Origin of the sequence: Billgrantia gudaonensis (assembly GCF_900100195.1) — a bacterium.
Taxonomy (GTDB): Bacteria; Pseudomonadota; Gammaproteobacteria; order Pseudomonadales; family Halomonadaceae; genus Halomonas; species Halomonas gudaonensis.
On sequence record NZ_FNES01000016.1, the window covers coordinates 1 to 22,481 of the forward strand.

Annotated in this window: 22 protein-coding genes and 1 tRNA gene; 6 read left to right on the top strand and 17 right to left on the bottom strand. The window is 66.4% G+C overall.

Annotation, left to right across the window (positions count from 1 at the left end; translation table 11 throughout):
* Window positions 1–9 precede the first annotated feature (9 nt).
* From BLP96_RS20600 to BLP96_RS16195, 5 genes are all read left to right on the top strand, one after another.
* Entirely contained in the window at window positions 10–168 is a 159-nt protein-coding gene (locus BLP96_RS20600) for a hypothetical protein (protein WP_422666827.1), read from the top strand.
* Window positions 169–447: 279 nt separating this feature from the next.
* Entirely contained in the window at window positions 448–1,479 is a 1,032-nt protein-coding gene (locus tag BLP96_RS16180; protein WP_089688242.1) for a reverse transcriptase/maturase family protein, read from the top strand.
* A 350-nt stretch (window positions 1,480–1,829) separates the two neighbouring features.
* Window positions 1,830–1,906: transfer RNA gene (locus tag BLP96_RS16185), tRNA-Arg, on the top strand.
* Window positions 1,907–2,014: 108 nt separating this feature from the next.
* Window positions 2,015–2,317, top strand: coding sequence for a type II toxin-antitoxin system HigB family toxin (locus BLP96_RS16190; RefSeq protein ID WP_089688243.1), 303 nt, complete (start codon window positions 2,015–2,017; stop codon window positions 2,315–2,317).
* 3 nt (window positions 2,318–2,320) lie between these two features.
* A complete protein-coding gene (locus BLP96_RS16195; protein WP_089688245.1) occupies window positions 2,321–2,701 on the top strand; it encodes a helix-turn-helix domain-containing protein in 381 nt (126 codons plus the stop codon).
* A gap of 24 nt (window positions 2,702–2,725) precedes the next feature.
* On the opposite strand, the gene fnr is transcribed toward BLP96_RS16195, so the two are convergent.
* The 11 genes from fnr to BLP96_RS16250 form a co-directional block, all read right to left on the bottom strand.
* Entirely contained in the window at window positions 2,726–3,505 is a 780-nt protein-coding gene (fnr, locus tag BLP96_RS16200; protein ID WP_340147979.1) for a fumarate/nitrate reduction transcriptional regulator Fnr, read from the bottom strand.
* A 176-nt stretch (window positions 3,506–3,681) separates the two neighbouring features.
* Window positions 3,682–4,779, bottom strand: coding sequence for a porin (locus tag BLP96_RS16205; protein WP_089688249.1), 1,098 nt, complete (start codon window positions 4,777–4,779; stop codon window positions 3,682–3,684).
* Window positions 4,780–5,441: 662 nt separating this feature from the next.
* On the bottom strand, window positions 5,442–6,395 hold the full coding sequence (locus tag BLP96_RS16210) for a ProQ/FINO family protein (RefSeq protein ID WP_245682290.1): 954 nt from the start codon (window positions 6,393–6,395) through the stop codon (window positions 5,442–5,444).
* 95 nt (window positions 6,396–6,490) lie between these two features.
* On the bottom strand, window positions 6,491–7,009 hold the full coding sequence (locus tag BLP96_RS16215; protein WP_089688253.1) for a dihydrofolate reductase: 519 nt from the start codon (window positions 7,007–7,009) through the stop codon (window positions 6,491–6,493).
* Window positions 7,006–7,833, bottom strand: a complete 828-nt coding sequence (locus tag BLP96_RS16220; protein ID WP_089688255.1) for a thymidylate synthase — start codon at window positions 7,831–7,833, stop codon at window positions 7,006–7,008. The genes BLP96_RS16215 and BLP96_RS16220 overlap by 4 nt, the downstream gene beginning before the upstream one ends.
* A gap of 181 nt (window positions 7,834–8,014) precedes the next feature.
* On the bottom strand, window positions 8,015–8,794 hold the full coding sequence (lgt, locus tag BLP96_RS16225) for a prolipoprotein diacylglyceryl transferase (protein ID WP_089688257.1): 780 nt from the start codon (window positions 8,792–8,794) through the stop codon (window positions 8,015–8,017).
* A gap of 10 nt (window positions 8,795–8,804) precedes the next feature.
* Window positions 8,805–9,599, bottom strand: coding sequence for a sulfite exporter TauE/SafE family protein (locus BLP96_RS16230; RefSeq protein WP_089688259.1), 795 nt, complete (start codon window positions 9,597–9,599; stop codon window positions 8,805–8,807).
* Window positions 9,596–10,975, bottom strand: coding sequence for a response regulator (locus BLP96_RS16235; protein WP_176761547.1), 1,380 nt, complete (start codon window positions 10,973–10,975; stop codon window positions 9,596–9,598). The genes BLP96_RS16230 and BLP96_RS16235 overlap by 4 nt, the downstream gene beginning before the upstream one ends.
* A gap of 57 nt (window positions 10,976–11,032) precedes the next feature.
* Window positions 11,033–11,818 (bottom strand): NRDE family protein, encoded by a 786-nt coding sequence (locus tag BLP96_RS16240; RefSeq protein ID WP_089688263.1) that lies wholly within the window; start codon window positions 11,816–11,818, stop codon window positions 11,033–11,035.
* 4 nt (window positions 11,819–11,822) lie between these two features.
* Window positions 11,823–14,084: a phosphoenolpyruvate--protein phosphotransferase gene (gene ptsP / locus BLP96_RS16245; RefSeq protein ID WP_089688409.1), complete on the bottom strand. Its 2,262-nt coding sequence runs from the start codon at window positions 14,082–14,084 to the stop codon at window positions 11,823–11,825.
* A gap of 104 nt (window positions 14,085–14,188) precedes the next feature.
* Window positions 14,189–14,680, bottom strand: a complete 492-nt coding sequence (locus BLP96_RS16250) for an RNA pyrophosphohydrolase (protein ID WP_089688265.1) — start codon at window positions 14,678–14,680, stop codon at window positions 14,189–14,191.
* A gap of 195 nt (window positions 14,681–14,875) precedes the next feature.
* Here BLP96_RS16250 and BLP96_RS16255 point away from each other — a divergent pair, with 195 nt between their 5' ends.
* Window positions 14,876–15,532, top strand: coding sequence for a histidinol-phosphatase (locus BLP96_RS16255; protein WP_089688266.1), 657 nt, complete (start codon window positions 14,876–14,878; stop codon window positions 15,530–15,532).
* 161 nt (window positions 15,533–15,693) lie between these two features.
* Here the strand turns inward: BLP96_RS16255 and BLP96_RS16260 are convergent, their stop codons facing one another.
* The 6 genes from BLP96_RS16260 to BLP96_RS16285 all read right to left on the bottom strand — a co-directional run bounded on the left by BLP96_RS16260 (window position 15,694) and on the right by BLP96_RS16285 (window position 22,405).
* Window positions 15,694–16,671: a malate dehydrogenase gene (locus BLP96_RS16260; protein WP_089688269.1), complete on the bottom strand. Its 978-nt coding sequence runs from the start codon at window positions 16,669–16,671 to the stop codon at window positions 15,694–15,696.
* Window positions 16,672–16,840: 169 nt separating this feature from the next.
* Complete coding sequence (rsd, locus tag BLP96_RS16265; RefSeq protein ID WP_089688271.1) at window positions 16,841–17,335, bottom strand: sigma D regulator; 495 nt, start codon at window positions 17,333–17,335, stop codon at window positions 16,841–16,843.
* 124 nt (window positions 17,336–17,459) lie between these two features.
* A complete protein-coding gene (locus BLP96_RS16270; protein ID WP_089688273.1) occupies window positions 17,460–17,978 on the bottom strand; it encodes a disulfide bond formation protein B in 519 nt (172 codons plus the stop codon).
* Window positions 17,978–19,618: a glutamate--cysteine ligase gene (gene gshA / locus BLP96_RS16275; protein WP_245682291.1), complete on the bottom strand. Its 1,641-nt coding sequence runs from the start codon at window positions 19,616–19,618 to the stop codon at window positions 17,978–17,980. The genes BLP96_RS16270 and gshA overlap by 1 nt, the downstream gene beginning before the upstream one ends.
* A 106-nt stretch (window positions 19,619–19,724) precedes the next feature.
* Entirely contained in the window at window positions 19,725–22,082 is a 2,358-nt protein-coding gene (locus BLP96_RS16280) for a Tex family protein (RefSeq protein WP_089688276.1), read from the bottom strand.
* Window positions 22,083–22,153: 71 nt separating this feature from the next.
* A complete protein-coding gene (locus BLP96_RS16285; protein WP_089688278.1) occupies window positions 22,154–22,405 on the bottom strand; it encodes a DUF1127 domain-containing protein in 252 nt (83 codons plus the stop codon).
* Between the last annotated feature and the right edge of the window lie 76 nt (window positions 22,406–22,481).

Below are 22,481 nucleotides of genomic sequence, written 5' to 3' on the forward strand. Positions count from 1 at the left end.
CTCTTCGAGGTGGACGTCGAGCTCGAAGTGCTCAGGCACTTCGTGCGCCACGCCCATGCGCGGCGCTTCATCAGCGCCAAGCGCCTCAAGGTGGCCACCGAACACATCGCGGAGATCGGCCGCATCATCGGCGGGCTGATCAAGCGATTCAAAGGGTCAAGACCGTAGGCGGCAACTGGACGAACGGCGCCGAGGCCGGCGCCCGTTGCGTGAACCTGAACAACAATCCGTGGAATGTGAATAGCAACAATGGCGTCCGGGCCGTCTGCGACCCCTGGGGTTGGCACCGACAGCCGCTGATCAAGGTCACGGCTGCACGCGATCCATCAAGGAATCGGGGTCTTGATCCGCGTCAGGGAAGGCGAAAGATCCACCGCGCGGCGCGGCGAGTAGGCCAACGGCTGAAAGTGGCGCCGCCTCTCATTCAGCACCAGGCAGGGAGCCATCATGCCGAAAACGGCCAAGCACCTCTGGGAGGAGGTCATCAGCTGGGAGAACCTCATCGCGGCCTACCACGAGGCGCGCAAACGCAAGCGTTACAAGATCGACGTCATGCGCTTCCACCGCCGCTGGGAAGAGGAGCTCCTCAACATCCACAACCACCTGGTGTGGCAGAGCTGGCAACCCAGCCCCTTCTCCGCCTTCACCGTCTACGAGCCCAAGGTCCGGCTCATCGAGGCGCCCGCCTTCCGCGACCGCGTCGTCCACCACGCCCTGCATCGCGTCGTCGAACCCTACTTCGAAGCTCGCTTCATCCATCACAGCTACGCCTGCCGCCGCGGCTTTGGCGCACATCGCGCCTCGCAGCACGTGCAGCGTTGCCTAGCCCGCGCTCAGCAGCGTTGGGGCAAGGTATACGTTCTGCAGGGTGATATCTCCAAGTACTTCCCCAGCATCCACCGTGAGCGCCTCCTCGAGCAGCTCGATCGCACCATCCGCGATCCCAAGGTGATGGCGCTATGGTCGCGCATTGTCCATACAGACGATGCCGATCACGGCTTGCCGATCGGCGCGCTCACCAGCCAGCTGGCCGGAAATGCCTATCTCGATGTGCTTGACCACTGGGTACAGGATGACATGGGCTACACCGAGTACGCGCGCTATATGGATGATTGGGTTGTTCTCGGCCCCTGCAAGGAGCAGATGAAGCGCCTGCTAAGCACCCTCGAGCAGCGCCTCGGCGACGATCTCGATCTTCGTTTGTCCAAGGGCTTGGTCTACCCTGCGAGCCAAGGCGTGGACTTTGCCGGCTACCGCACCTGGGCGACCCATAAGCTGCCCAGGCGCAAGAATGTCGTCGCTGCCCGCCGGCGCCTAAAGGCTCTCGCGGCACGCTACGCGGCAGGCAATGCCAGCTACTACGAGCTGCGCCAATCCCTCTCATCTTTTCTGGGGCATATCCAGCACGCTGACGCCCACCGAGTGGCGGTCAGCGTGGTGGAGGAAGTGGCGGTTAAGGCCCGTCTAAATGCCCGTTAGGTGTGTCGCAAACCGCGTGGCGCCGCGTCGCAATCGTCGCGACGCGCTACACTCAGGGACTATTGATTGAGCCACAAGTCAGCGGATATGCCAAAGAAGCCGCAAGGCGATGAGGGGGAGGGGTCAGGCCGCCAGTGCCAAAGTAAGCGCGAGGCTGTGCCAAGTGCGGCGCGCGGTTACAGCATCCTGGCACGAGCAAAGAACGAAAGGCTATAAAGCAGCGCCAGTATACCGACCGCCCCCGCCTGCGCGAGAGGTCGAGTTAGCGGTGTGACAACGTTTCGCAGCAGTGCCAGCGGTTTCGCTCATCGCCCGCTTTCCTTATAATGCGCGTCGTTTCACGCCCGTTTGCCCTCTTAGCTCAGTCGGATAGAGCAGCCGCCTCCTAAGCGGCAGGTCGCAGGTTCAAATCCTGCAGAGGGCGCCACCGCTTTGCTCTTCCCTGCCGAGCCCCGGTTCGTATTCTTACTAGCGACCACGCTCGGATGAAACTTGTTGGCTTGCCATATGTCCCATTTTGGGACATGCTAAGCTTATGAGGATCATCGCTGTCAAGAATCTGAGAGACTTCTGGGAGCAATACCCCGATTCCCGAGCGCCGCTGGAAGCCTGGGTCGATGAGGTGAAGCACGCCACTTGGAAAGCGCCGCATGACATCAAGGCCAAGTACCGACACGCCAGCCTGGTCGGCAACAAGCGAGTCGTTTTCAACATCAAAGGCAATGACTATCGGCTGATCGTTTCGGTCGCCTATCGCTTCGGAGCGGTATACATCAAATTCATCGGCACGCATCGTCAGTATGACGCAATCGATGCCGAGACGGTGGAAATGGAGTGACCCATGCATATCCGACCCATTCGAACCCATGACGACTACAAGGCAGCCCTGCAGGAAGTGTCCGCCTACTTCGACGACGAGCCGGAGCCCAATAGCGAGGAAGGGGATCGCTTCGAGGTGCTGCTGACCCTGATCGAAGCCTACGAAGCGAAACACCACCCGATGGATCTTCCCGATCCCATCGAGGCCATCAAGTTCCGCATGGAACAGGAAGGGTTGAGCGCCAAGGATCTCGAGCCGGCCATCGGCCGTCGCAATCGCGTCTACGAAATCCTCAACGGCAAGCGACAGTTGACTCTGTCAATGGTCTGGAAACTCAACCGGATGTTCGGGATCCCGGCGGAAAGCCTGATCAAGCCACCCAAACCCCTCGACCCCGCCTGACGCGCCGAAAGCGGCACACCCTCTTCACGGCCCCGAATGGCGCCCCGCGCCCTCTTCGGCCAGGGCGACCAGGGAGACGTGGTCTTCGATGCACAGTTCGCGGCCGTCGACGCTGACCAGCCTCTGCTCCTGAAAGCGGGCCAGCACCCGGCTGACGGTTTCCAGCGCCAGGCCGAGATAACTGCCGATGTCCGAGCGCGACATGGAGAGATGAAAGCAGTAGGGCGAGCAGCCGCGGGAGCGGAAGCGCTCGGAAAGACCCAGCATGAAGCTGGCCAGGCGCTGGTCGGCGGTGCGACCGGAAAGCAGGCACATCATGCGCTGGTCGTTGCACAGCTCGCGACTCATGCAGCGGAAGAGCTCGCCGCGCAGCTCGGGCACCTGCTCGGCCAGATCGTCCAGCCGATGGAACGGCAGCTCGCAGACGAAGGTCGATTCCAGCGCCACCACGCTGCCGTAGCAGCGCGATTCGGCGATGCCGTCGAACCCGACCACTTCGCCGGGCAGATAGAAGTGGGTGACCTGGTCGCGCTGACCGGGCTGCTCCACCACCTGCTTGAGGCTGCCCGAACGCACCACGAAGAGGCTTTCGAAGGTCTGGCTCTGGTGCATCAAGCGCTGGCCGCGCTTGAGGGGGTGGGGATGTTCGATGATGGCATCGAAACTCGACAGCGCCTCGACTTCCAGCCCCAACGGCAGACAGCGCGCATACAGCGCACAGCGCTCGCAGCGCGTCTCGCGGGCTGGCCGCGACCGACTACCCGGCCCCGACCTGTCGCTTTTTCCCCTGACGATGGCAGTCACCGCTCTCCTCCTCGGCTCGCACTTCCAAGCCATTGCATAGCCCACGAGCGTACGCCTTCACCCTGGTCGGCGAGTTGATGCCGGTCAAGGCTTTTCGGGAGAACGTACCATGCACATGAAAAAAACCGGCCCCCGAAGGAGCCGGTTTCGTAGCGCTTTCCTGCTAAGCCAGGGGCTTAGAAGAAGTAGCGAGAACCGACGATGGCGTAGGTTTCGTCTTCGCCGTCAACTTCCTTGCGATCCTTGTCGTGGAATTCGGTGAAGATATCAAAGTTGTCGGCCACGCGGTAGTAGGCGCCGAAGGCCAGCTCGTCGCTGTCGTAGTCGAGCTCGTGGTCGCTGCCGCGATCCTTGCGGTAGTAGTCGGCGCTAAGGGTCAGCTGATCGCTGACGCTCAGCAGACCACCGATACCGTAGACCTTCTGTTCGTTGTCGTAGGTAGCTTGCTCGGTCGGATTCTGATCTTCGAAACCGACGCGCAGGGTGAACATGTCGTTGAAGGCGTAGATACCGCTGAGACCGGCATTGTAGCCCGCATCGAATTCGCCGTTGTTGGGGTCAACGACTTCTTCGTCGGACTCGGTCAGACCGGCAGCGAGACGCAGGCCGCCCACTTCGTAGCTGACAGTACCGGCGAACAGCACCTCGGAGCTGAGGTCGTTTGTAACACCATCCGATACATCAACTGTACCGGTAACTGGAGTACCGTCCGCGAGGCCATCGATATCGAAGTCGACTGAACGCTGCGGCTCGAGGTCAGACTGGCTGTAGTGCTTGGCCTGCAGGGCCGCCTGAAAACCGGAGAGGTTCGGCGTGATGTAGGCGATGGCGTCGCCGCGACCGTTGTCGCCCGGGGCATGGAAGCCGTAGCCGGCAGACATGGCGTAGTAGTCGAACGCCTGGAACACCTGAAGCTTGTAGATGTTGTCGAAGTTACCGGCCTGCAGGGTACCCCAGTTGGCGCTCTCGGCACCGATCCAGGCGTGACGCACTTCGTCGAAGCCGCTGTCAGTGTCGCGCTCGTCAGCATTGAAGCGCCACTCGACGTGACCGAAGAAACGCAGATCGTCGCTGACCTGGTTGGCCACATCCAGCTTCAGGCGCGAGCCGGCACTGACGAAGTCGCTGTTGCCTTCGTAGTCGGACTCAACGCCGACGCCAATACGACCGCTGATGTCGATGCTCTTGCCATCCTGATCGTACAGGGTAGCGGCCTGAGCGGCGGAGGCGACCATGGCGCCGGCAATGGCAGTCGCTAACAGTGTCTTTTTCATCGCGATGGTTCCTTTTTGACTAGCTTACTGTTTCGATCGTTGTGGCACCGCTGAACGGTACCGCCGGCTTGCCGGGCATGCGTCCCGCCTCTGGCGGCCTCGCTCCTTCTCAGGAGGCAGGCCGGGCCGGGCATGGCCGCAGCGAAGCCTTGTTATAGTCCAATGCTCGCAGGTAGAACTCTATACCGGGATTAGCAGGAACGCAACAAGAAAAAAACACTGTTTTCCTTCGCCGCGAACACTGTTCCTCGATATGTCTCTCTGAAACGGCGGAACGCGCCCGTTGCCCCGCGTGCCGCCGCCCCAGCCCGCCGCAGCGAGTACCTGGCAACGATGAGCAGGCACATGATGCCCAGCCACCGCGCCGCTGGCAAGCCATAGAGACATCAACGCAGGGCTATCGCAGTTAGCAAGCTCACTCGGTGCTGATCCGTCGACAGGTCTACGAGGAGGCGCTGTGAACCCCTCCCTGGGCGCTACTTTTGCCCTGCTTCGCTCTCGCATCCTGCTTCGCTTGCAGGACCGGGGCTGGCCATCCATGGCCAGCCCGTTCGAAGCAGTGCTCCTCACCCATGGCAAAAGACCTCCTCTTCGACCTGTCCCCGGCGCACCTCGCCTTGTTCGACTGCGATTGCCCTGGGACGAAAGTGCAAGTTCGAGCTTCAGCGCCGGCCGTTGTGCTTGGCCACCAGCGCCGAGAGTTTGGCTTCCATGCGTACCTCGGGGGAGGCGCGTTCGCCGGGGGGCGTGGCATCGGGAGCCGGTTCGGTACCCACCTTGGGGCGGGGCGAATCCGGCTGTGGGGCATGGCGGCGAGCCTTGGTGCGCTTGGCATCGTCACCCTTGCGCTTGGGCGCCCTGCCCTTGCCGCCGCGGCGCTGGCGTTCGGCCTGCAGGCGCTCCAGCTTGCGGTGGGCGTGCTCGGCGGCCTGGGCGTCCACCGTGCCCTGGGGCTGGCCGTCGAGGCCGATGCGCTCGGCACCTTCGCGCACCCCCTTGAGATAGCGCGGCAGATTGACGTAGCCGGCCAGAGCCCGGCGCACCAGTTTTTCCGGCCAGGGCTCACGGGCCGCGAGGTCGAGATGAATGCCCACCTTGAGCGGCCGGGTGTGGCCCTTGAAGAAGGTCCGAGGATAACGCTCGTACCACTGGGCCAGCAGAGCGTCGGGCGACGGGGCCTGCTCGATGGGCAGGCTGGCCTGGCGCTCGGCTGCGTCGCTTGATGCCTGGCTGTCGAGGCCATTACCGGCGCTGTCGGCAGTGCCTTCGTGGGAGTGGCTCTGCTCGGCCGGCGCCGCCGGAGATGGCGCCGCCGCTCGCGGGCGGTGGCCGATCAACGCCGAGAGGCCCTGGGCGGGCCGCGCCGAGGCGAAGGCGGGCGCCGGCTCGCCGCGCTGCAGGCGCTCGCGCAGCCGGGCGTTGTCTTCGTCGAGCTCGCGGTTCTGCTCGGTGAGTTCGCGGTTCTCTTCGCTGAGCTCCAGGCGCAGGGCCTCGAGCTCGCTGACGCGCTCCTTGAGCTCACGCAGTTCGCGGCGGCGCGCGGCCAGCTCGTCCAGAGCGGCGCCGGCACGGTCCTCCAGGGTGGCGAGCAGGCGGTGTGAACGTTCCTCGGTCAAACCGGTTTCCTCCAACTCGGGCGTAACGGCAGGCCCATCAAGAGTCAGTCTGTGCCAGAAGCCCGGCGGTGACAAATGTCGCGGCGAAGCGACGGCTACCGCCGCCGATAGGCCACGAAGGCGTAGGCCGGCTGGCCTTCGGCCGGCTCGCCGGATACGCGCTGCACCTCTTCCCATTCGGCGGGGTCGAGGGCGGGAAAGCGGGCGTCGCCTTCCACCTCGACGTCCACTTCGGTGAGGTAGAGCCGGCTGGCCAGAGGCAGCGCCTGGGCGTAGATCTCGCCGCCGCCCATCACCATGATCTCCTCCGCGGCATCGATGGTGGCCTGTCGGTCGGCCAGGGCCAGCGCCGATTCGATGTCGTGGCAGACGCGCACGCCATCGTGATGAAAGTCGTCGGCGCGAGTGACGACGATGTTGAGCCGCCCCGGCAGCGGCCGGCCGATGGACTGGAAGGTCTTGCGGCCCATCACCAGCGGCTTGCCCTGAGTCATGCGCTTGAAGAACTTGAGATCCTCGGGCAGGTACCAGGGCAATTGCCCTTCGACGCCGATCACGCCGTTGCGTGCCACGGCGGCGATCATGGCCACGGGAACCAGGGTTTCGTCGTTCATACGGCGACCTCGGCCTTGATGTGGGGGTGCGGGTCGTAGCCTTCGATGGCGATGTGCTCGAAGCGGAAGGCGAACAGGTCGCTCACGCCAGGGTCGAGCGCCAGGCGCGGCGCCGGGCGCGGCGTGCGGGTGAGCTGCAGCTCCGCCTGCTCCAGGTGATTCAGGTAGAGATGGGCATCGCCCAGGGTGTGGATGAACTCGCCGGGTGCCAGGCCGGTGACCTGGGCGATCATCCGGGTGAGCAGCGCATAGCTGGCGATGTTGAACGGCACGCCCAGGAAGATGTCGGCGCTGCGCTGATAGAGCTGGCAGGAGAGCCGCCCTTCGGCCACGTAGAACTGAAACAGGCAGTGGCACGGCGGCAGCTGCATCTCGTCGACCTGCGCAGGGTTCCAGGCCGAGACGATCAACCGCCGCGACTGGGGGTTCGTGCGGATCTGCTCGAGCACCTTGGCGATCTGGTCGACGTGGCCGCCGCGCGGGTCGGGCCAACTGCGCCACTGATAGCCGTAAACCGGGCCGAGATCGCCGTTCTCGTCGGCCCACTCGTCCCAGATGCGCACGCCGTTTTCCTTGAGGTAGGCGATGTTGGTGTCGCCGGCCAGGAACCACAGCAGTTCATGGACGATCGAGCGCAGGTGCAGCTTCTTGGTGGTGACCAGCGGAAAGCCGCGGGCGAGATCGAAGCGCATCTGGTGGCCGAACAGCGAACGCGTGCCCACGCCGGTGCGGTCGCTGCGCTCCACGCCGTGCTCGAGCACTTGGCGCATCAGATCGAGGTAGGGCTGTTCGAGAGGCGGTCTTGAATCGGTCACGGCGTTCATCCGGACTCATGAATGGGTTGGCCATTCTACAGGCTGGAAGCTGGAAGCTGGAAGGCAGCCTGTTGTCACCCAATCAGGTAGCAAGGTTTTTCTTCCAGCTTCCAGGCACGAAGTGCCGCTCTTAAAGCTTCGAGCTCCCGGACGCAGTCCGGGCTCTTCCAGCTCCCGGGCGAAGCCCGGGTCAGAGGATCGGCTGCTTGCGCGACCAGACGATCAGCGCCGCGCCGACGGCGATCATCGGCAGGGTGAGCAGCATGCCCATGGTCACCCAGCCGAAGGCGATGTAGCCGATGTGCGCATCGGGCAGGCGCACGAATTCCACGCCGAAGCGGAACACGCCGTAGAGCGTGAGGAACAGTCCGGAGACCAGACCGCGACGCCGCGGCGAGGCGGAGACGAACCACAGCACGGCGAACAGCACCGCCCCCTCCAGCGCGGCCTCGTAGAGCGAGGTGGGATGGCGCGGCTCCGGCCCCATGCCGGGAAAGGGCATGCCCCAGGGCAGTTCGGTCACGCGGCCGGGCAGCTCGCGGTTGATGAAGTTGCCGATGCGCCCGGCCCCCAGGCCGATGGGCACCAGCGGCGCCACGAAGTCGGTGAGGGTGAAGAAGGCCATGCCCTTCCTGCGCGCGAACCACAGCGCGGCGAGTAGCACGCCGGCCAGCCCGCCGTGGAAGCTCATGCCGCCATCCCACACGCGGACGATCCACAGCGGATCCTCGGCCCACTGGCCGAGGCCGTAGAAGAGCGCATAGCCCAGGCGACCGCCGAGCACCACGCCGAGGGCGGCGTAGAAGAGCATGTCGCCCACGTCGTCGGCGGTGAGGCCGAAGCGCGCGGCTCGCCGCCGCCCCAGCCACCAGGCGGCGACGAACCCGACCACGTACATCAGGCCGTACCAGTGCACCTGGAAGGGGCCGAGCGAAATGGCCACGGGGTCGATATCGGGGTAGTCGAGCATGGTCGGTCCTTCAGAGCAGAAAACGGATGCCCACCACCGCGAGCAGCGTGGCAAAGGCGAGGCGCAGCACGTGGGCCGGCAGCACGTGGGCCAGGCGCGCGCCGACGCGGGCGAAGGGAACGCTGGCGATGACGATGCCGAGGAAGGCGGGCCACATCACGAAACCCGTGGCGCCGGCGGGCAGCAGAGGATGGCCCCAGCCGACCACGACGAAGGTGACGGCCCCGAACAGCGCAATGGGCAGCCCGCAGGCCGCCGAGGTGCCCACGGCCTGGGTCATGCTGGCCCCGCAGCGCGACAGCCAGGGTACGGTGAGCGTGCCTCCGCCGATGCCGAACAAGGCCGAGATGCCGCCGATCGCCACGCCGGCCACGCCCATGGTCAGCTTGCCGGGCCGCGCAGCTCCCGCCTTGGGGGTCAGGCCCAGCGCCATCTTGACCGCTACCGCCAGCACGAAGAGGCCGAACAGCGTGCCGAGCAGCCCGCCGGAGAGGTTGCCCGCCACGAAGACACCGGCCACGGCGCCCAACATGAGGCCGGGCAGCAGAGCCATGAACCAGGGGCGATGGATGCTGCCCTTCTGGAAGTGCGCCCAGGCCGACGAGGCCCCCGTCACCACGATGGTGGCCAGCGACGTGCCCACCGCCAGGTGCATGGCGATGCCGGCATCGACGCCCTGCAAGCCGAAGGCGAACACCAGGGCGGGCACGATGATCAGCCCGCCGCCCACGCCGAACAGGCCGGCCATGGTGCCGGCGGCCGCGCCGAGGGCCAGGTAGCCGATTAGCGTCGCGATCAAGCTCATGTCGTCGTGGATTCCTTGAAGGCATCGGGGCGCCAGTGGCGCAGCATGGCAATCAGCGCATTGGGACGATAGGGCTTGGCCAGGTAGTCGTCCATGCCGGCGTCGCGAAAGCGCCGCTGGTCGCTCTCCGAGGCGTTGGCGGTGAGTGCGATCAGCACGCTGCGCGTCGCGCTGACCTCGTTCGCTTCCGCTTCGCGCCAGTGGCGCACGGTTTCCACGCCGTCCATGTCGGGCATGTAGATGTCCATGAAGACCAGATCGTAATGCTCGCGCCGCCGGCGCTCCAGTGCCTCGCGACCGCTGGCCACGCAATCCACCGCCACCCCCTGCCCTTCCAGCACCTGGGTGGCGAGCATGCGGTTGACGGGGCCGTCGTCGACGATCAGCACGTGCACGCCCTGGCGAGAGGTCACCGCGCGCGTGTCGAGCCCAGGCTGATGCTGCTCGTCGACCAGACTGTCGAGCAGCAGGCGGACGTCGGCAGCCCGCTCGCGCAGCTCGCCCCGGCGCTGCGCCTCGACACGGCCCAGAGCGCTGTCGAGCTCCCTGTCGAGATCGTCGAGCAGCGGCCCCAGCTCGCGATTGAGCAGCGCCAGGTAGCGGGATTTCAGCCGCGACTCCTCGCGGGCGCGCTCGCGGGCCGTGAGCAGCTCGTCGAGTTCGCGAAAACGGTCGCGTGGCTCGGCGAACAGCATCAGTTCGTAGCCGGGGGTGGCGAACCGTTCCACCTGACGGTGATGCCAGTGTCCCTTGGCATCGAGTATCTGCATCAGCTCGGGGCCTGTCTCGCCATTCCCCAGGCTGTGCAGGCGCGGCAGGGGATCCTGCCCCAGCAGCGCGTCGAGCGGTTCACCGAAAAGCTGCTCCATGGACCGGTTGATGGCCACGATTCGCCCGTGGAACAGCAGCACGCCGGGCCGCGGCGTGGCACTGAGCAGCCGCGGCAACGATGGTTGCTGCTGCCAGCCCGACTGCAGCGCCAGCAGCGCTTCGTTGAGGTTGCCCAACCGGGCGATCAGGGCGGACTCATCGCCGGCGGACAGGTCCGCTTCGTGCAACCAGGGCGGGAGCAGCGTGCCGAGTTCGTGGGTACGCCGCTCGAGCTGCTCCAGCCCGTGGTCGAGCTCCGACTGGCAAGCACGCAGACGATGGCGAAGCTGCAGAAGGAAGGCGGCGGTGGTGAAGGTCGTGCCCAGCAGCAGTGCCAGCAGCAGCCAGCCGACGGCCGTCCAGGATGCCGGCTCGGGCTGCCCCAGCCACAGGAAGAGCGCCACGGCCAGACACAGCAGCACGACCGCCAGCTGGGCCAGCAGCAAGGGCCACAGCAGCGGCCAGACGAGGCGAGTCCAGAAGCGATCCGTGCGCAGCGCGGGCATGGTCATCCCTGTGGCGAGTCGACGATGGCCTGAGTGTACGCGGCCGGACGAAGACTGTCATGACGGGGAACGCCGCAGCACGACGTCGAGTTCGTTTTCGCCAAGGGGCGCACCGTGGGGGCCGAAGCGACGCTCGCCGAGCCGGATGCGCTGCGCGTCGGCATCCCACTCAAGCCAGGTCGTGGCGCGGGTACCGTAGCGCTCGCCCAGGATGAACGGCGATGACAGCTGGCGCTCCCGTTCGAGACCCACGCCGGTGTCGGGCAACTGGGTATCATCGGCGGGCCGGGTATCGGCCAACGCCGCCAGCGCCTCAGAAGGCCACGCCCCGACCCGCTGGGCATGCTGCAACGCCTGACGGGCACGGATCAGCTTGGGCCAGGGGGTGTTCAGGCTGGCGTTGGAGAGCCCATGGATACCGGCAGCGACCGGTGCGAGCTGAAGGCGTTCGCGCCCGCGGTGCAAGTGCCACAGCCGCCGGCCATCGCCGGCCAGCAGGTTGAAGCCGGCGTAGCGCCACCCCTGCCCCGCCGCCAGGCGCTCGAGCCACTCCGCCAGGTCGTCGCACTCCAGGGCCTCGCGCACCAGTTGCCCACGGCTGGGCGCATCGGACGCCACCTTCAGCGCCGGGTCGCGCACGTTGGTGACGGCGGCAAAGCGTCCCCGGCGATGCACGGCCAGCCAGGTACCGCCGGCCTCGAGGTCGCGACCGCCGACGATGTCGGGCGCCTCTTCCCAGACTCCCAGCGCCGCCGCCGGGCGTGCGTGGAACTCATCGCGGTTGGCGACCAGCCGCAGCGGCACCGCGGTACCGGGGGCAAAGCGAAAGGCGATCAGGCACATGCCGTCAGTCCCGCGGCGGCAAGAGGTGGGCGAGCTGCCACTCTTCGGCCCAGTCGATCAAGTGGCTGCGCACGGCCTTGGGCGTGTTCAGAGACAGGGTTTCGTCCACCAGGCGCTTGGCGGCATCCAGTGGGACACGGCGAATGGCGGCGCGTACCCGCGGCAGGCTGGGCGCGTTCATGGACAGCGCATCGAACCCCATGCCCATCAGCAACAGCGCCCCGGCGGGGTCGCCGGCGAGTTCGCCGCACACCGAGCTCGGCTTGCCCAGGCGCCGGGCATCCCGGGCCAGGCGAGACAAGGCGGAAAGCACCGCCGGATGGCAGGCATCGTAGAGGCCGGCGACCCGCGGATTGTTGCGATCCACGGCCAGCAGGTACTGGGTGAGGTCGTTGCTGCCCACCGAGAAGAAGTCGGTGCGCTCGGCCAGGGCATCGAGCTGGTAGAGCGTGGCGGGCACCTCGATCATCACCCCCACCTTGGGGCGCTGCACGTCGGCGCCCTCCTCGCCCAGTTCGCGAATGGCGCGGTCGAGCATGCGCAGGGCATCGTCGACCTCGTCGACGTTGGTGACCATGGGCAAAAGGATGTGCAGGTTCTCGAGCCCCTGGGAGGCGCGCAGCATGGCGCGCAGCTGCACCATCAGCACTTCGGGGTGATCCAGCGTGACGCGGATGCCGCGCCAGCCGAGAAAGGGGTTGGCTTCCTCGATGGGAAAATAGGGCAGGTCCTTGTCGCCGCCGATGTCCAGGGTGCGCATCACCACCGGCAGCGGCGCGAAGCTCTCCAGCTGGTCGCGGTAGAGGCGCGTCTGCTCCTGCTCGCCGGGAAAGCGCTCGGTGATCATGAACGGCACTTCGGTGCGGTACAGGCCCACGCCGCTGACGCGCTTCTTGAGCGAGGCCACGGCATCGATGGCCAAGCCGGTATTGACCATCAGCGGCATGGCGTGGCCGTCCGGCGTCTCGCTGGGCAGGTCCTGCTCGTGCTCCAGCACCTCGGTGAGCGCCTGCTCCTCGGCGATGAGGCTCGCGTAGTGGTTCTGGAGCTCTTCGGAGGGGCGCACGAAGAGCCGGCCGCGATGGCCGTCGAGCACCACCGGAGCGCCGGAAAGACGCGGCAGCGGCAGATCGACCATCCCCAGCACCGTGGGAATGCCCATGGCCCGCGCCAGTATCGCCACGTGAGAGGTGCTCGAACCGCGCACCGATACCAGCCCCGCCAGCCGTTCGCGGGGCACCTCGCCCAGCATGGCGATGCTGATCTCGTCGCCCACCAGAATGGTGCTCTCGGGGAAGGTCTCCGGCGTCTGGGGGCTCTCCTCCTGCAGGTGAGCGAGCACGCGACGGCCCAGGTCGCGCACGTCGGCGGCCCGCTCGCGCAGGTAGTCGTCGTCGACCCGTTCCAGGTACTGCACGTGACGGCGCACCACGTCGGCCAGGGCACCGGGCGCCCACTGCCCTTCGCGAATGCGCTTCTCGACCTCCTGGGAGAGCGCCGCTTCGCCGAGCATCTGCTGATAGACCTCGAACAGCGCCAGCTCCTGGGCGGAAATGCGGTTGGCCAGACGCTCCCCGGCGGAGCGGATCTCTTCGCGGACCCGCTGGATGGCCTCCTTGAGGCGAGCGGTCTCGTAGTCGACGTCGGTGGGAATCAGGTCGGGGACGCTGTCGAGGTCGGCAGGCGGGGCGATCACCACCGCCTCGCCGATGGCCATCCCGGGCGAACCGGCCACCCCGGTGAACACCGCCTGGCCGCCGCTGAGACTGGGGCGGTTGAGGCTGCCGGTCGCCACGGCATGGGCCAGCACGCCGGCGAGCTGCGCGCCCATGGTGACCAGGAAGGCCTCGTCTTCCTCGTCGTAGCGGCGCTTGTCGCTCTGCTGCACCACCAGGACGCCGAGCATGCGGCGCTGATGGATGATCGGCACGCCGAGAAAGCTCGAATAGCGCTCCTCGCCGGTCGCGGCGAAGTAGCGGAACTTGGGATGGGCCGTGGCATCTTCCAGGTTCAGCGGCTCCTCGCGCTCGGCCACGAGCCCCACCAGGCCCTCGCCCACGCGCAGGCTGACGCGCCCCACCGCCTGACTGTGCAGGCCGATGGTTTCCATCAGCACCAGCTCGTCGATATCGGCATCGTACAGGTAGAAGGAGCAGACATCGGTGCGCATCGCCTTGCGGATGCGGCGCACCATGGTGGCCAGGGCCGCATCCAGGTTGCGTGCCCCGTTGACCTCCTGAATGACCCGGCGCAGAACCTCGAGCATCGGCGTCTTACGTTCCATGATTCTTTTCTCCCGCTGCACAAGCCGTGACGCGCCAGGCGCATCGTTCGCCCCGGGACCGGGCCTTCCCGACCCGGTGAGTGGTATCAGCTTCCCTCCAGGGCGAGGCGCTGGGCGCGGGGAGAAAGCTCCCGCAACGCCCGGCGATAGACCTCGCGCTTGAAGGGCACCACCTGGCCCAGGGGATACCAGTAACTGACCCAGCGCCAGCCGTCGAACTCAGGCTTGGCCGTGCCATCCATGCAGATGCGGCTTTCCTGGCAGCGAATGCGAAGAAGGAACCACTTCTGTTTCTGGCCGATGCACACCGGCCGGGAATTCGTGCGAATCATGCGTCGCGGCAGGCGATAGCGCAGCCATCCTCGGGTACAGGTCAGCACTTCGACGTCGTCGGCGGTGAGGCCGATCTCCTCTTCCAGCTCGCGATACAGAGCTTGCCTGGGTGTCTCGGTTGCCTTGATGCCTCCCTGGGGAAACTGCCACGCATTCTGTCCTACCCGACGCGCCCAAAGCAGCTGCCCCTGAGCGTTGGCGATGATGATGCCAACGTTGGGGCGAAAGCCGTCAGCGTCGATCACGGACGTCACCTTGTTAAAACATCATTGAATCCATTCTTCCACAAGGGGACAAAGCGCATCAATACGCAGTGCACGGCAACGGTGCAGGGACGGCCCGCTTTTCGCTCGGCACGCCGATCTGCCATAATCGCCGGCTTTGTGCCGTCTGACGCATCGGACCGGCCGCTTCAACGCTACGACACAGAGAGGTAAGCCGTGAGCCTGGCCATCTTCGACCTGGACAACACCCTGCTGTCCATCGACAGCGATCATGCCTGGGGCGAGTTTCTGCTGGAGCAGGGGGCGGTGGATCCCCAAGCGTATCGTGAGGCCAACGACCGGTTCCTGGCCGACTACGAAGCCGGCACCCTGGACATCCACGCCTTTCTCGAGGTGGCGCTGGAACCGCTGGCCGAGAACAGCCCCGAGCAACTGGCCGCCTGGCATCAGCAGTTCATGGCCAGCCGGATCGAGCCGCACATCCTGCCCCGCGGCGAGGAGCTGCTGGCCCGTCACCGCAGCCGCGGCGACACCCTGCTGATCGTCACCGCCACCAACCGCTTCATCACCGGCCCCATCGCCCAACGTCTGGGCGTCGACGACCTGATCGCCACGGAGCCGGAAGCGATCGACGGCCGCTACACCGGCCGCGTGAGCGGTACGCCGAGCTACCGGGACGGCAAGGTGACACGCCTCCACGAGTGGCTGGCCGACAAGGACCTGACCCTCGACGACGCCTGGTTCTACAGCGATTCGCACAACGACCTGCCGTTGCTCGAGCTGGTCGAGCATCCGGTGGCCGTGGACCCCGACCCCTCGCTGCGCGAGGTGGCCGAAGCGCGCGGCTGGAAGATCATCAGTTTGCGGGACTGAGCGGGCTGCGGGCTGCGGGCTGCGGGCTGCGGGCTGCGGGCTGGTAGATTTCAGTTGGGATTGACGGCCGCCGCAACGAATCGCCCCGCCAGGCAATGCCTGGCGGGGCGATTTCAGCTCGAGGCTCGAAGCTCGAAGCTCGTCACTTCACCCGAGTGTGATCAGCCGAGCAGATGCTCCACGGCAGCGCGCTCTTCGCGCAGCTCGTCTTCGGTGGCCTTCATCTTCTGCTTGCTGAAGTCGTCGAGGTCGAGGCCCTGGACGATCTGGTACTGGCCGCCCTGGCAGGTCACCGGGTAGGAGTAGATGATGCCCTTCTCCACGCCGTAGCTGCCGTCGGCGGGAATCGCCATGCTGACGATCTTGCCGTCGGTGCCCAGCGCCCAGTCGCGCATGTGGTCGATCGCGGACGAGGCTGCAGAAGCCGCGGAAGAGGCGCCGCGGGCCTTGATGATGGCGGCGCCGCGCTGCTGCACGGTGGGAATGAAGTCGTTCTCGTACCAGTCGCGCTCGACCAGCTCCGGCGCGGGCTTGCCGGCCACCTTGCAGTGAGCGATGTCGGGATACTGGGTGGCGCTGTGGTTGCCCCAGATGATCATGCCTTCGACGTCGGTGACGTGCTTGCCGGTCTTCTGGGCCAGCTGGGTCAGCGCGCGATTGTGGTCCAGGCGGGTCATGGCGGTGAACTGACCCGGGTCGAGATCCGGCGCGTTGCAGGAGGCGATCAGCGCATTGGTGTTGGCCGGGTTGCCCACCACCAGCACCTTGACGTCACGGCTGGCATTGTCGTTGAGCGCCTTGCCCTGCACGGAGAAGATCGCCGCGTTGGCTTCCAGCAGATCCTTGCGTTCCATGCCCGGACCGCGCGGACGAGCCCCAACCAGCAGCGCGTAGTCGGCATCCTTGAAGGCGACGTTGGCATCGTCGGTGGCGACGATGTCCTGCACCAGCGGGAAGGCGCAATCGTTGAGCTCCATCACCACGCCGCTGAGGGCGTCCATGGCCGGCGGAATCTCGAGCAGCTGCAGGATGACCGGCTGGTCCTTGCCCAGCATGTCGCCGGAGGCGATGCGGAACGCCAGCGAGTAGCTGATCTGGCCGGCAGCGCCGGTAATGGCAATACGGACGGGATCTTTCATGGTGGCTCCTTCGGTTGTCGCCGTGAGGATGGGCCGGGCCGGCAGGTCACCGTCTCGGCCGGAAATCGAACCGCCAAGATGGTATGCCTGCGGTGCACAAAACTCAATGCGACCTGCGGCTAGGCCGGCGCGAAGGAGCCGAACGGCCGGCCTTGAGAAAGGGGGAGCCTCAGCCTTGGGTGGCCTGCGCCGCCGCCTTCGGCGTGTGGGCGGCATGCAACCGGGCGATCAGTTGATCCTCCAGGGCGAAACGCTCGGTGAGACCACGCGCGAGGCGGTCGAGCCAGGCAGGCAGACGAGGCAGATAGTGGCGGCAGCGCACCGGTGTGGCGTAATCGGCCTCGAAGGCGAGCATCAGTTCGGTGGACATGTCGAGTCGTTCGAGCAGCTTCTCGGCAATGGCCAGCGCCTGGTCGTCGTCGAAGGCGCTAGCCTCTTCGCGAAGTTGCGGATAGATCTCGAAGTGGCCGGCGCTGATGTAGTCCATCAGCAGTTCGCTGAAACGGTCGATCTGCAACTTTTCGACCGCTTCCAGCTCGGCGTCACAGGCCTCCTTGAGGTCCACGAAGCACACCAGCAGCTCGCGTCGCTCGTCGAGCCAGCGATCGATGAGGCGATGGACCCCTCCCCAGCGTTCCTGGGCGTTCTTGCAATCCTCGAGCATGGCCACCTCCCTTGCGACGCGTCACCGGAACCCGATCGGGCCGACACGGTACGGCCCGTCTGGCCGACCTCGCTCAGACTCGCTCGCGGCCATGGTCGCTGTCAATCCCGATGCGTCGGTGCCATCACCGGCGTTCAACGATCCAGGAACGATATAGCAGCCCCAGCGGCGCCAGCGCCAGCACCAGAAAGCCCACGAGCGTCCAGCCCGGCAGCGAGACGCCGAGAAACAGGAAGTCGATGTTGGCACACTCGCCGGAGCCGGACAGCACCATGGAAACCACTTCCTGCAGGGGCAGGATGTCCATCATGTAATCCAGACTGGGGCCGCAGCTGGGTACTTCGTCGGGCGGCAGCGACTGCAGCCAGAGGTGGCGCCAGGCCACGCCGACGCCGCCCAGCACGGCCGCCAGCGACAGAGCACCGTAGACGCCGGCACCGAGCCGTCCCGCCGGGTCGTGCAGCGCCGCCACGAGAAACACTGCCGCCGCCGAGAGCACGGCAACGCGCTGGAAGATGCACAGCGGACAGGGCGCCAGCCCCACCACGTGTTCGAGAAACAACGCCACGGCCATCATCAGCACGCAGAAAGCCAGGCCGGCCAGGCTCCACTGGCGCACGCGCCAGCGACGAAGAGAGGTCATCACGAGGCGTCTCCGGCACGCTGCATGGCGGGTGAGTGCCCGGCCGCCGCCATGCGAGGCTCACGGGCACGGGCGAAGTACTGGTCGAGAAAGACTTCGAAAGTCTCGCGTTCGGCCGCCTCGATGTCCCGCTGCTGACGATGCGAAGTGGCTGCCAGGTCGGCGAACAATGCCTCGCGGGCGGGGTCCAGCGACTCGGCGCGCAGTTGAGCGGCCTGCTCGCGCGCCAGCGCCAGCATGGCATCGACGAACTCTTCGCCGGTCTCATCGAGGCGTGCCAGCAGGCGGCCGGAGGGCGTCAATGCGGGATCGCGAAGACTCGGCTCGAGCCGTTCCAGGGCATCGGCATGCGGCGTTCCCTCCACCGAGGCATCGAGAAGCTCGGCGACCTGGGCGAGTTCGGTGAAGATCTCGCCGCCCCACTCCGCCACCGAACGGCGCCGCCCATCGTGCTCCAGGCGCATCTCGGGGTCGCGACCGCGCTCCACCACCCGCTGGCGATTGTCGTCCAGGCGGTCGCACTCGTCGTCGGGGATCCACGGGCTCTCGGAAAGCAGACACCACATCAGGAAGACGTCGAGAAAGTGCATGCGCGCTTCGTCGATGCCCAGCGCATTGAAGGGGTCGAGGTCGAGACAGCGCACTTCGATGTACTCCACGCCGCGCGCCTCGAGCGCCTGGCTCGGCGTCTCGTCGTGGCGTGCCACCCGCTTGGGGCGAATGTCGCTGTAATACTCGTTCTCGATCTGCAGGATGTTGGCATTGAGCTGGTGCCACCGGCCGTCTTCGCGGACGCCCAGTGCCTGGTAGGTCGGCCACGGCGTGCTGATGGCGTGACGCAGGGTGCCCACGTAGTTGGACAGCGAGTTGAAGCAGATCTTGAGCTGCGCCTGCACCTTGTTCTGGTAGCCGAGGTCCGACATGCGCAGGCTGGTCGCGTAGCGCGAGATCAGGGTATCGCGACCGTGGGGCTCCAGCTTGTCGGGGACACGGCCGTCCGGCAGGAAGCTACGATCGAGCGCCGGCGAGGCTCCGAACAGATAGAGCAGCAGCCAGCTGTGGCGCCGGAAGTTGCGAATCAGCCCGAAGTAGCGCGCCGAACGGTAGTCGTCCAGCGGCGTGTCCGCAGCGCCATCCATGTCGCGCAGCGCCGTCCACAGCTCGTCGGGCAGCGAGAAGTTGTAGTGCACGCCGGCGATGGCCTGCATGATGCGCCCGTAGCGCACGTCCAGCCCGCGGCGATAGACGTGCTTCATCATCCCGACGTTGGAGGTGCCGTAGTCGGCGATGGTCACGCTGTCGTTGCCGTCGAGGCGCGCCGGCATGCTACCCGGCCAGATCAGCTCGTCGCCCAGATGGCGATAGCTGAAGCGGTGCAGGTCGGCGAGAAAGGCCACGGCATCCGCCGGACGGCAATAGACCGGAGTGATGTACTCCAGCAGTGCCTCGGAGTAGTCGGTGGTGATGTGCGGATGCGTCAGCTTGGAACCCAGCGCCGAGGGATGAGGCGTCCGAGCGATACGCCCCTCTTGATCGACGCGCAGCCCCTCCTTCTCGACACCACGCCGGAGAGAGCCGAAGCGTCGCTGGCGAGCCAAGGTCGAGAGACGCGAAACGGTGGCGGTCAGTGAATCGGCCAAGACTGAAATCCCATCTGTTGGCTGCCCCAGCAGCCTGTCGAAACGAATCGGCCGAACTCAGCGGCCGAATGCCATGGTGCCCAGTATGACGGCGCGCTCGCCGGGTTCAAGACTTGCCGCGCTGCGCCTGGCGTAGCGCCTCGCCGAGCGCCCCCAGCGAGCCGCCGGCGTCGCCCTGCCGCTCCTCGCGCCGGGCCCCCTTGCGCGGCGGCTTGCCGCCCTTGGCGTTGCGCCCTTCGCCGCCACGGCGGGACTTGCCGCCCTCCTCGCCCGGCTGGTCGTCGAGACGCATGCTCAGGCCGATGCGTGCGCGCTCGAGATCCACGCTCATGACCTTCACCTTGACGATGTCGCCGGCCTTGACCACCGAGCGCGGATCCTCGACGAAGCGCTCGGAGAGCGCCGAGATGTGCACCAGACCATCCTGGTGGACGCCGATGTCGACGAAGGCACCGAAGTGGGTCACGTTGGTGACGCTGCCCTCGAGGATCATCCCCGGCTCCAGGTCCTTGAGGGTCTCCACTCCCTCGCGGAACTCGGCGGCCTTGAACTCGGGGCGCGGGTCTCGGCCGGGCTTGTCGAGTTCGGCGAGGATGTCGGTCACCGTGGGCACGCCGAAGCGTTCGTCGGCGAAGTCGGCGGGCTTTACCGCCTTGAGGGTGGCGCTGTCGCCGATCAGCCCGGCCAACGGTCTGCCGCTGCGCTCGGCAATGCGCTCCACCAGCGGATAGGCCTCCGGGTGCACGGCGCTGGCGTCCAGCGGATTGTCGCCATTCATGATGCGCAGGAAGCCCGCACACTGCTCGAAGGTCTTGGGCCCCAGGCGGCTGACGTCGAGCAGTTGCTGGCGGCTGGTGAACGCGCCTTCGGCGTTGCGTCGCGCCACGATGGCCTCGGCCAGCGCCGGGCTGAGGCCGGCCACCCGGGAGAGCAGCGCGCTCGAGGCGGTGTTGAGATCGACCCCCACGCCGTTCACGCAATCCTCGATCACCGCCTCGAGGCTCTTCGACAGCTGCAGTTGGGAGACGTCGTGCTGGTACTGGCCCACGCCGATGGACTTGGGCTCGATCTTGACCAGCTCGGCCAGCGGGTCCTGCAGCCGCCGGGCGATGGAGACGGCACCGCGAATGGTGACGTCGAGATCCGGCAGTTCGCGGGCCGCGTACTCGGAGGCGGAGTAGACCGAGGCGCCGGCCTCGCTGACCATCACCTTCGACAATGCCCTTTTTCCGGCGAACAGCTTGACCAGATCACCGGCCAGCTTGTCGGTCTCGCGGCTCGCCGTGCCGTTGCCCACGGCGATCAGCGTCACGTCGTGCTTGTCCACCAGCTTGGCCAGCTCGGCGAGCGAGGCGTCCCAGGCGTTGCGCGGGGCATGAGGGTAGATGGTGGCGTGTTCGAGGAACTGCCCCGTGGCGTCGACCACCGCCACCTTGCAGCCGGTGCGCAGGCCGGGGTCGATGGCCAGCGTCGCCTTCTGCCCCGCCGGGGCGGCGAGCAGCAGATCCTTGAGGTTGGCGGCGAACACGTCGATGGCTTCCAGTTCGGCGCGCTCGCGCAGCCGGCCCAGCAGCTCGGTCTCCAGGTGGGTGTAGAGCTTGACCCGCCAGGTCCAGCGCACCACGTCGCGCAGCCACTTGTCGGCGGGCCGTCCTTCGTCGCGGATGTCGAAGTGCCTGGCGATGGCGACCTGGGCGGGGTGAATGGGCGCCTCGTCCTCGCCGGGCAGACGGATGGCGAGCGTCAGCACCCCTTCGTTGCGGCCGCGGAACATCGCCAGAGCACGGTGCGAAGGCACCTTGGCGAGTTTTTCGTCGTGCTCGAAGTAGTCGGAGAACTTGGCGCCCTCGCGCTCCTTGCCCTCGAGCAGGCGCGCACTGAGTTCGCCCTCGCTCCACAGCCGCTCGCGCAGCGCGCCGACCAGTTCGGGATCCTCGGCGAAGCGCTCCATGAGGATCTGCCTGGCCCCATCCAAGGCGGACTTGGCATCCTCGATGGCAGGAATGTCGCCGTCGGCAGCGCGCAGGTACTTCGCCGCCTCGGCTTCGGGGTCGAGGCTGGGGTCGGCCAGCAGCGCCTCGGCCAGCGGCTCGAGGCCCGCCTCGCGGGCGATCTGGGCCTTGGTGCGACGCTTCTTCTTGTAGGGAAGATAGAGATCTTCCAGGCGCTGCTTGGTGTCGGCGGCTTGGATCAGCCGCTCGAGTTCAGTCGTGAGCTTGCCCTGCTCGTCGATCGCCGCGAGCACCGCCTCTCGGCGCTCCTCGAGTTCACGCAGGTAGCGCAGGCGCTCGTCCAGCTGGCGCAGTTGGGTGTCGTCGAGCCCGCCGGTGACCTCCTTGCGGTAGCGGGCGACGAAGGGCACGGTGGCGCCGCCGTCGAGCAGCTCCACAGTGGCCGACACCTGCTGCGGGCGAACGGCGAGCTCCTCGGCGAGGCGCGAAATGATCCGGGTCGTGGCGTCCATGACTTCCTTGGTATTGCGACAACGAAAGATCGCGCCAAGGTACCACAAACGCCACGCCGTCGCCGCCGCGATCAGCGACGCCAGCCGCTGACGTCCCACGGGTAGCGGCGCGCCTCGCGAGCCACGTCGCGGCGAGTCAGTCCGATATCGCGCAGTTGGTGATCGCTGAGCTCCAGCAGTTGGTTACGTTCGCGGCGCAACTGCATCAGGTGGCTCAAGCGGCGCATCCACTTCCACGGCAACGAGATGAAGCGCTGAGCGCTCTCAACGCAACCAGACGCATCGCAGGATGAAGCATCGTAGCAGCGATTGGGGGCCCTCATGTCTGGTTTCCTCCGGGTCATGTCGAGTGATGGAGAAAGTCTCGCTGAGCCGATAAAATCAATCCAACAAATACTT

What these genes read in the sequence shown, in the direction of transcription:
- BLP96_RS16230 (WP_089688259.1), bottom strand. Translation starts at nt 9,599, where the DNA reads ATGAGCTTGATCGCGACGCTAATCGGCTACCTGGCCCTCGGCGCGGCC.
- rsd (WP_089688271.1), bottom strand. Translation starts at nt 17,335, where the DNA reads ATGCTCGAGGATTGCAAGAACGCCCAGGAACGCTGGGGAGGGGTCCAT.
- BLP96_RS16260 (WP_089688269.1), bottom strand. Translation starts at nt 16,671, where the DNA reads ATGAAAGATCCCGTCCGTATTGCCATTACCGGCGCTGCCGGCCAGATC.
- ptsP (WP_089688409.1), bottom strand. Translation starts at nt 14,084, where the DNA reads ATGCTCGAGGTTCTGCGCCGGGTCATTCAGGAGGTCAACGGGGCACGC.
- BLP96_RS16285 (WP_089688278.1), bottom strand. Translation starts at nt 22,405, where the DNA reads ATGAGGGCCCCCAATCGCTGCTACGATGCTTCATCCTGCGATGCGTCT.
- BLP96_RS16215 (WP_089688253.1), bottom strand. Translation starts at nt 7,009, where the DNA reads ATGAACGACGAAACCCTGGTTCCCGTGGCCATGATCGCCGCCGTGGCA.
- BLP96_RS16240 (WP_089688263.1), bottom strand. Translation starts at nt 11,818, where the DNA reads ATGTGCCTGATCGCCTTTCGCTTTGCCCCCGGTACCGCGGTGCCGCTG.
- BLP96_RS16280 (WP_089688276.1), bottom strand. Translation starts at nt 22,082, where the DNA reads ATGGACGCCACGACCCGGATCATTTCGCGCCTCGCCGAGGAGCTCGCC.
- BLP96_RS16220 (WP_089688255.1), bottom strand. Translation starts at nt 7,833, where the DNA reads ATGAACGCCGTGACCGATTCAAGACCGCCTCTCGAACAGCCCTACCTC.
- lgt (WP_089688257.1), bottom strand. Translation starts at nt 8,794, where the DNA reads ATGCTCGACTACCCCGATATCGACCCCGTGGCCATTTCGCTCGGCCCC.
- BLP96_RS16235 (WP_176761547.1), bottom strand. Translation starts at nt 10,975, where the DNA reads ATGCCCGCGCTGCGCACGGATCGCTTCTGGACTCGCCTCGTCTGGCCG.
- BLP96_RS16195 (WP_089688245.1), top strand. Translation starts at nt 2,321, where the DNA reads ATGCATATCCGACCCATTCGAACCCATGACGACTACAAGGCAGCCCTG.
- BLP96_RS16205 (WP_089688249.1), bottom strand. Translation starts at nt 4,779, where the DNA reads ATGAAAAAGACACTGTTAGCGACTGCCATTGCCGGCGCCATGGTCGCC.
- BLP96_RS16190 (WP_089688243.1), top strand. Translation starts at nt 2,015, where the DNA reads ATGAGGATCATCGCTGTCAAGAATCTGAGAGACTTCTGGGAGCAATAC.
- BLP96_RS16270 (WP_089688273.1), bottom strand. Translation starts at nt 17,978, where the DNA reads ATGACCTCTCTTCGTCGCTGGCGCGTGCGCCAGTGGAGCCTGGCCGGC.
- BLP96_RS16180 (WP_089688242.1), top strand. Translation starts at nt 448, where the DNA reads ATGCCGAAAACGGCCAAGCACCTCTGGGAGGAGGTCATCAGCTGGGAG.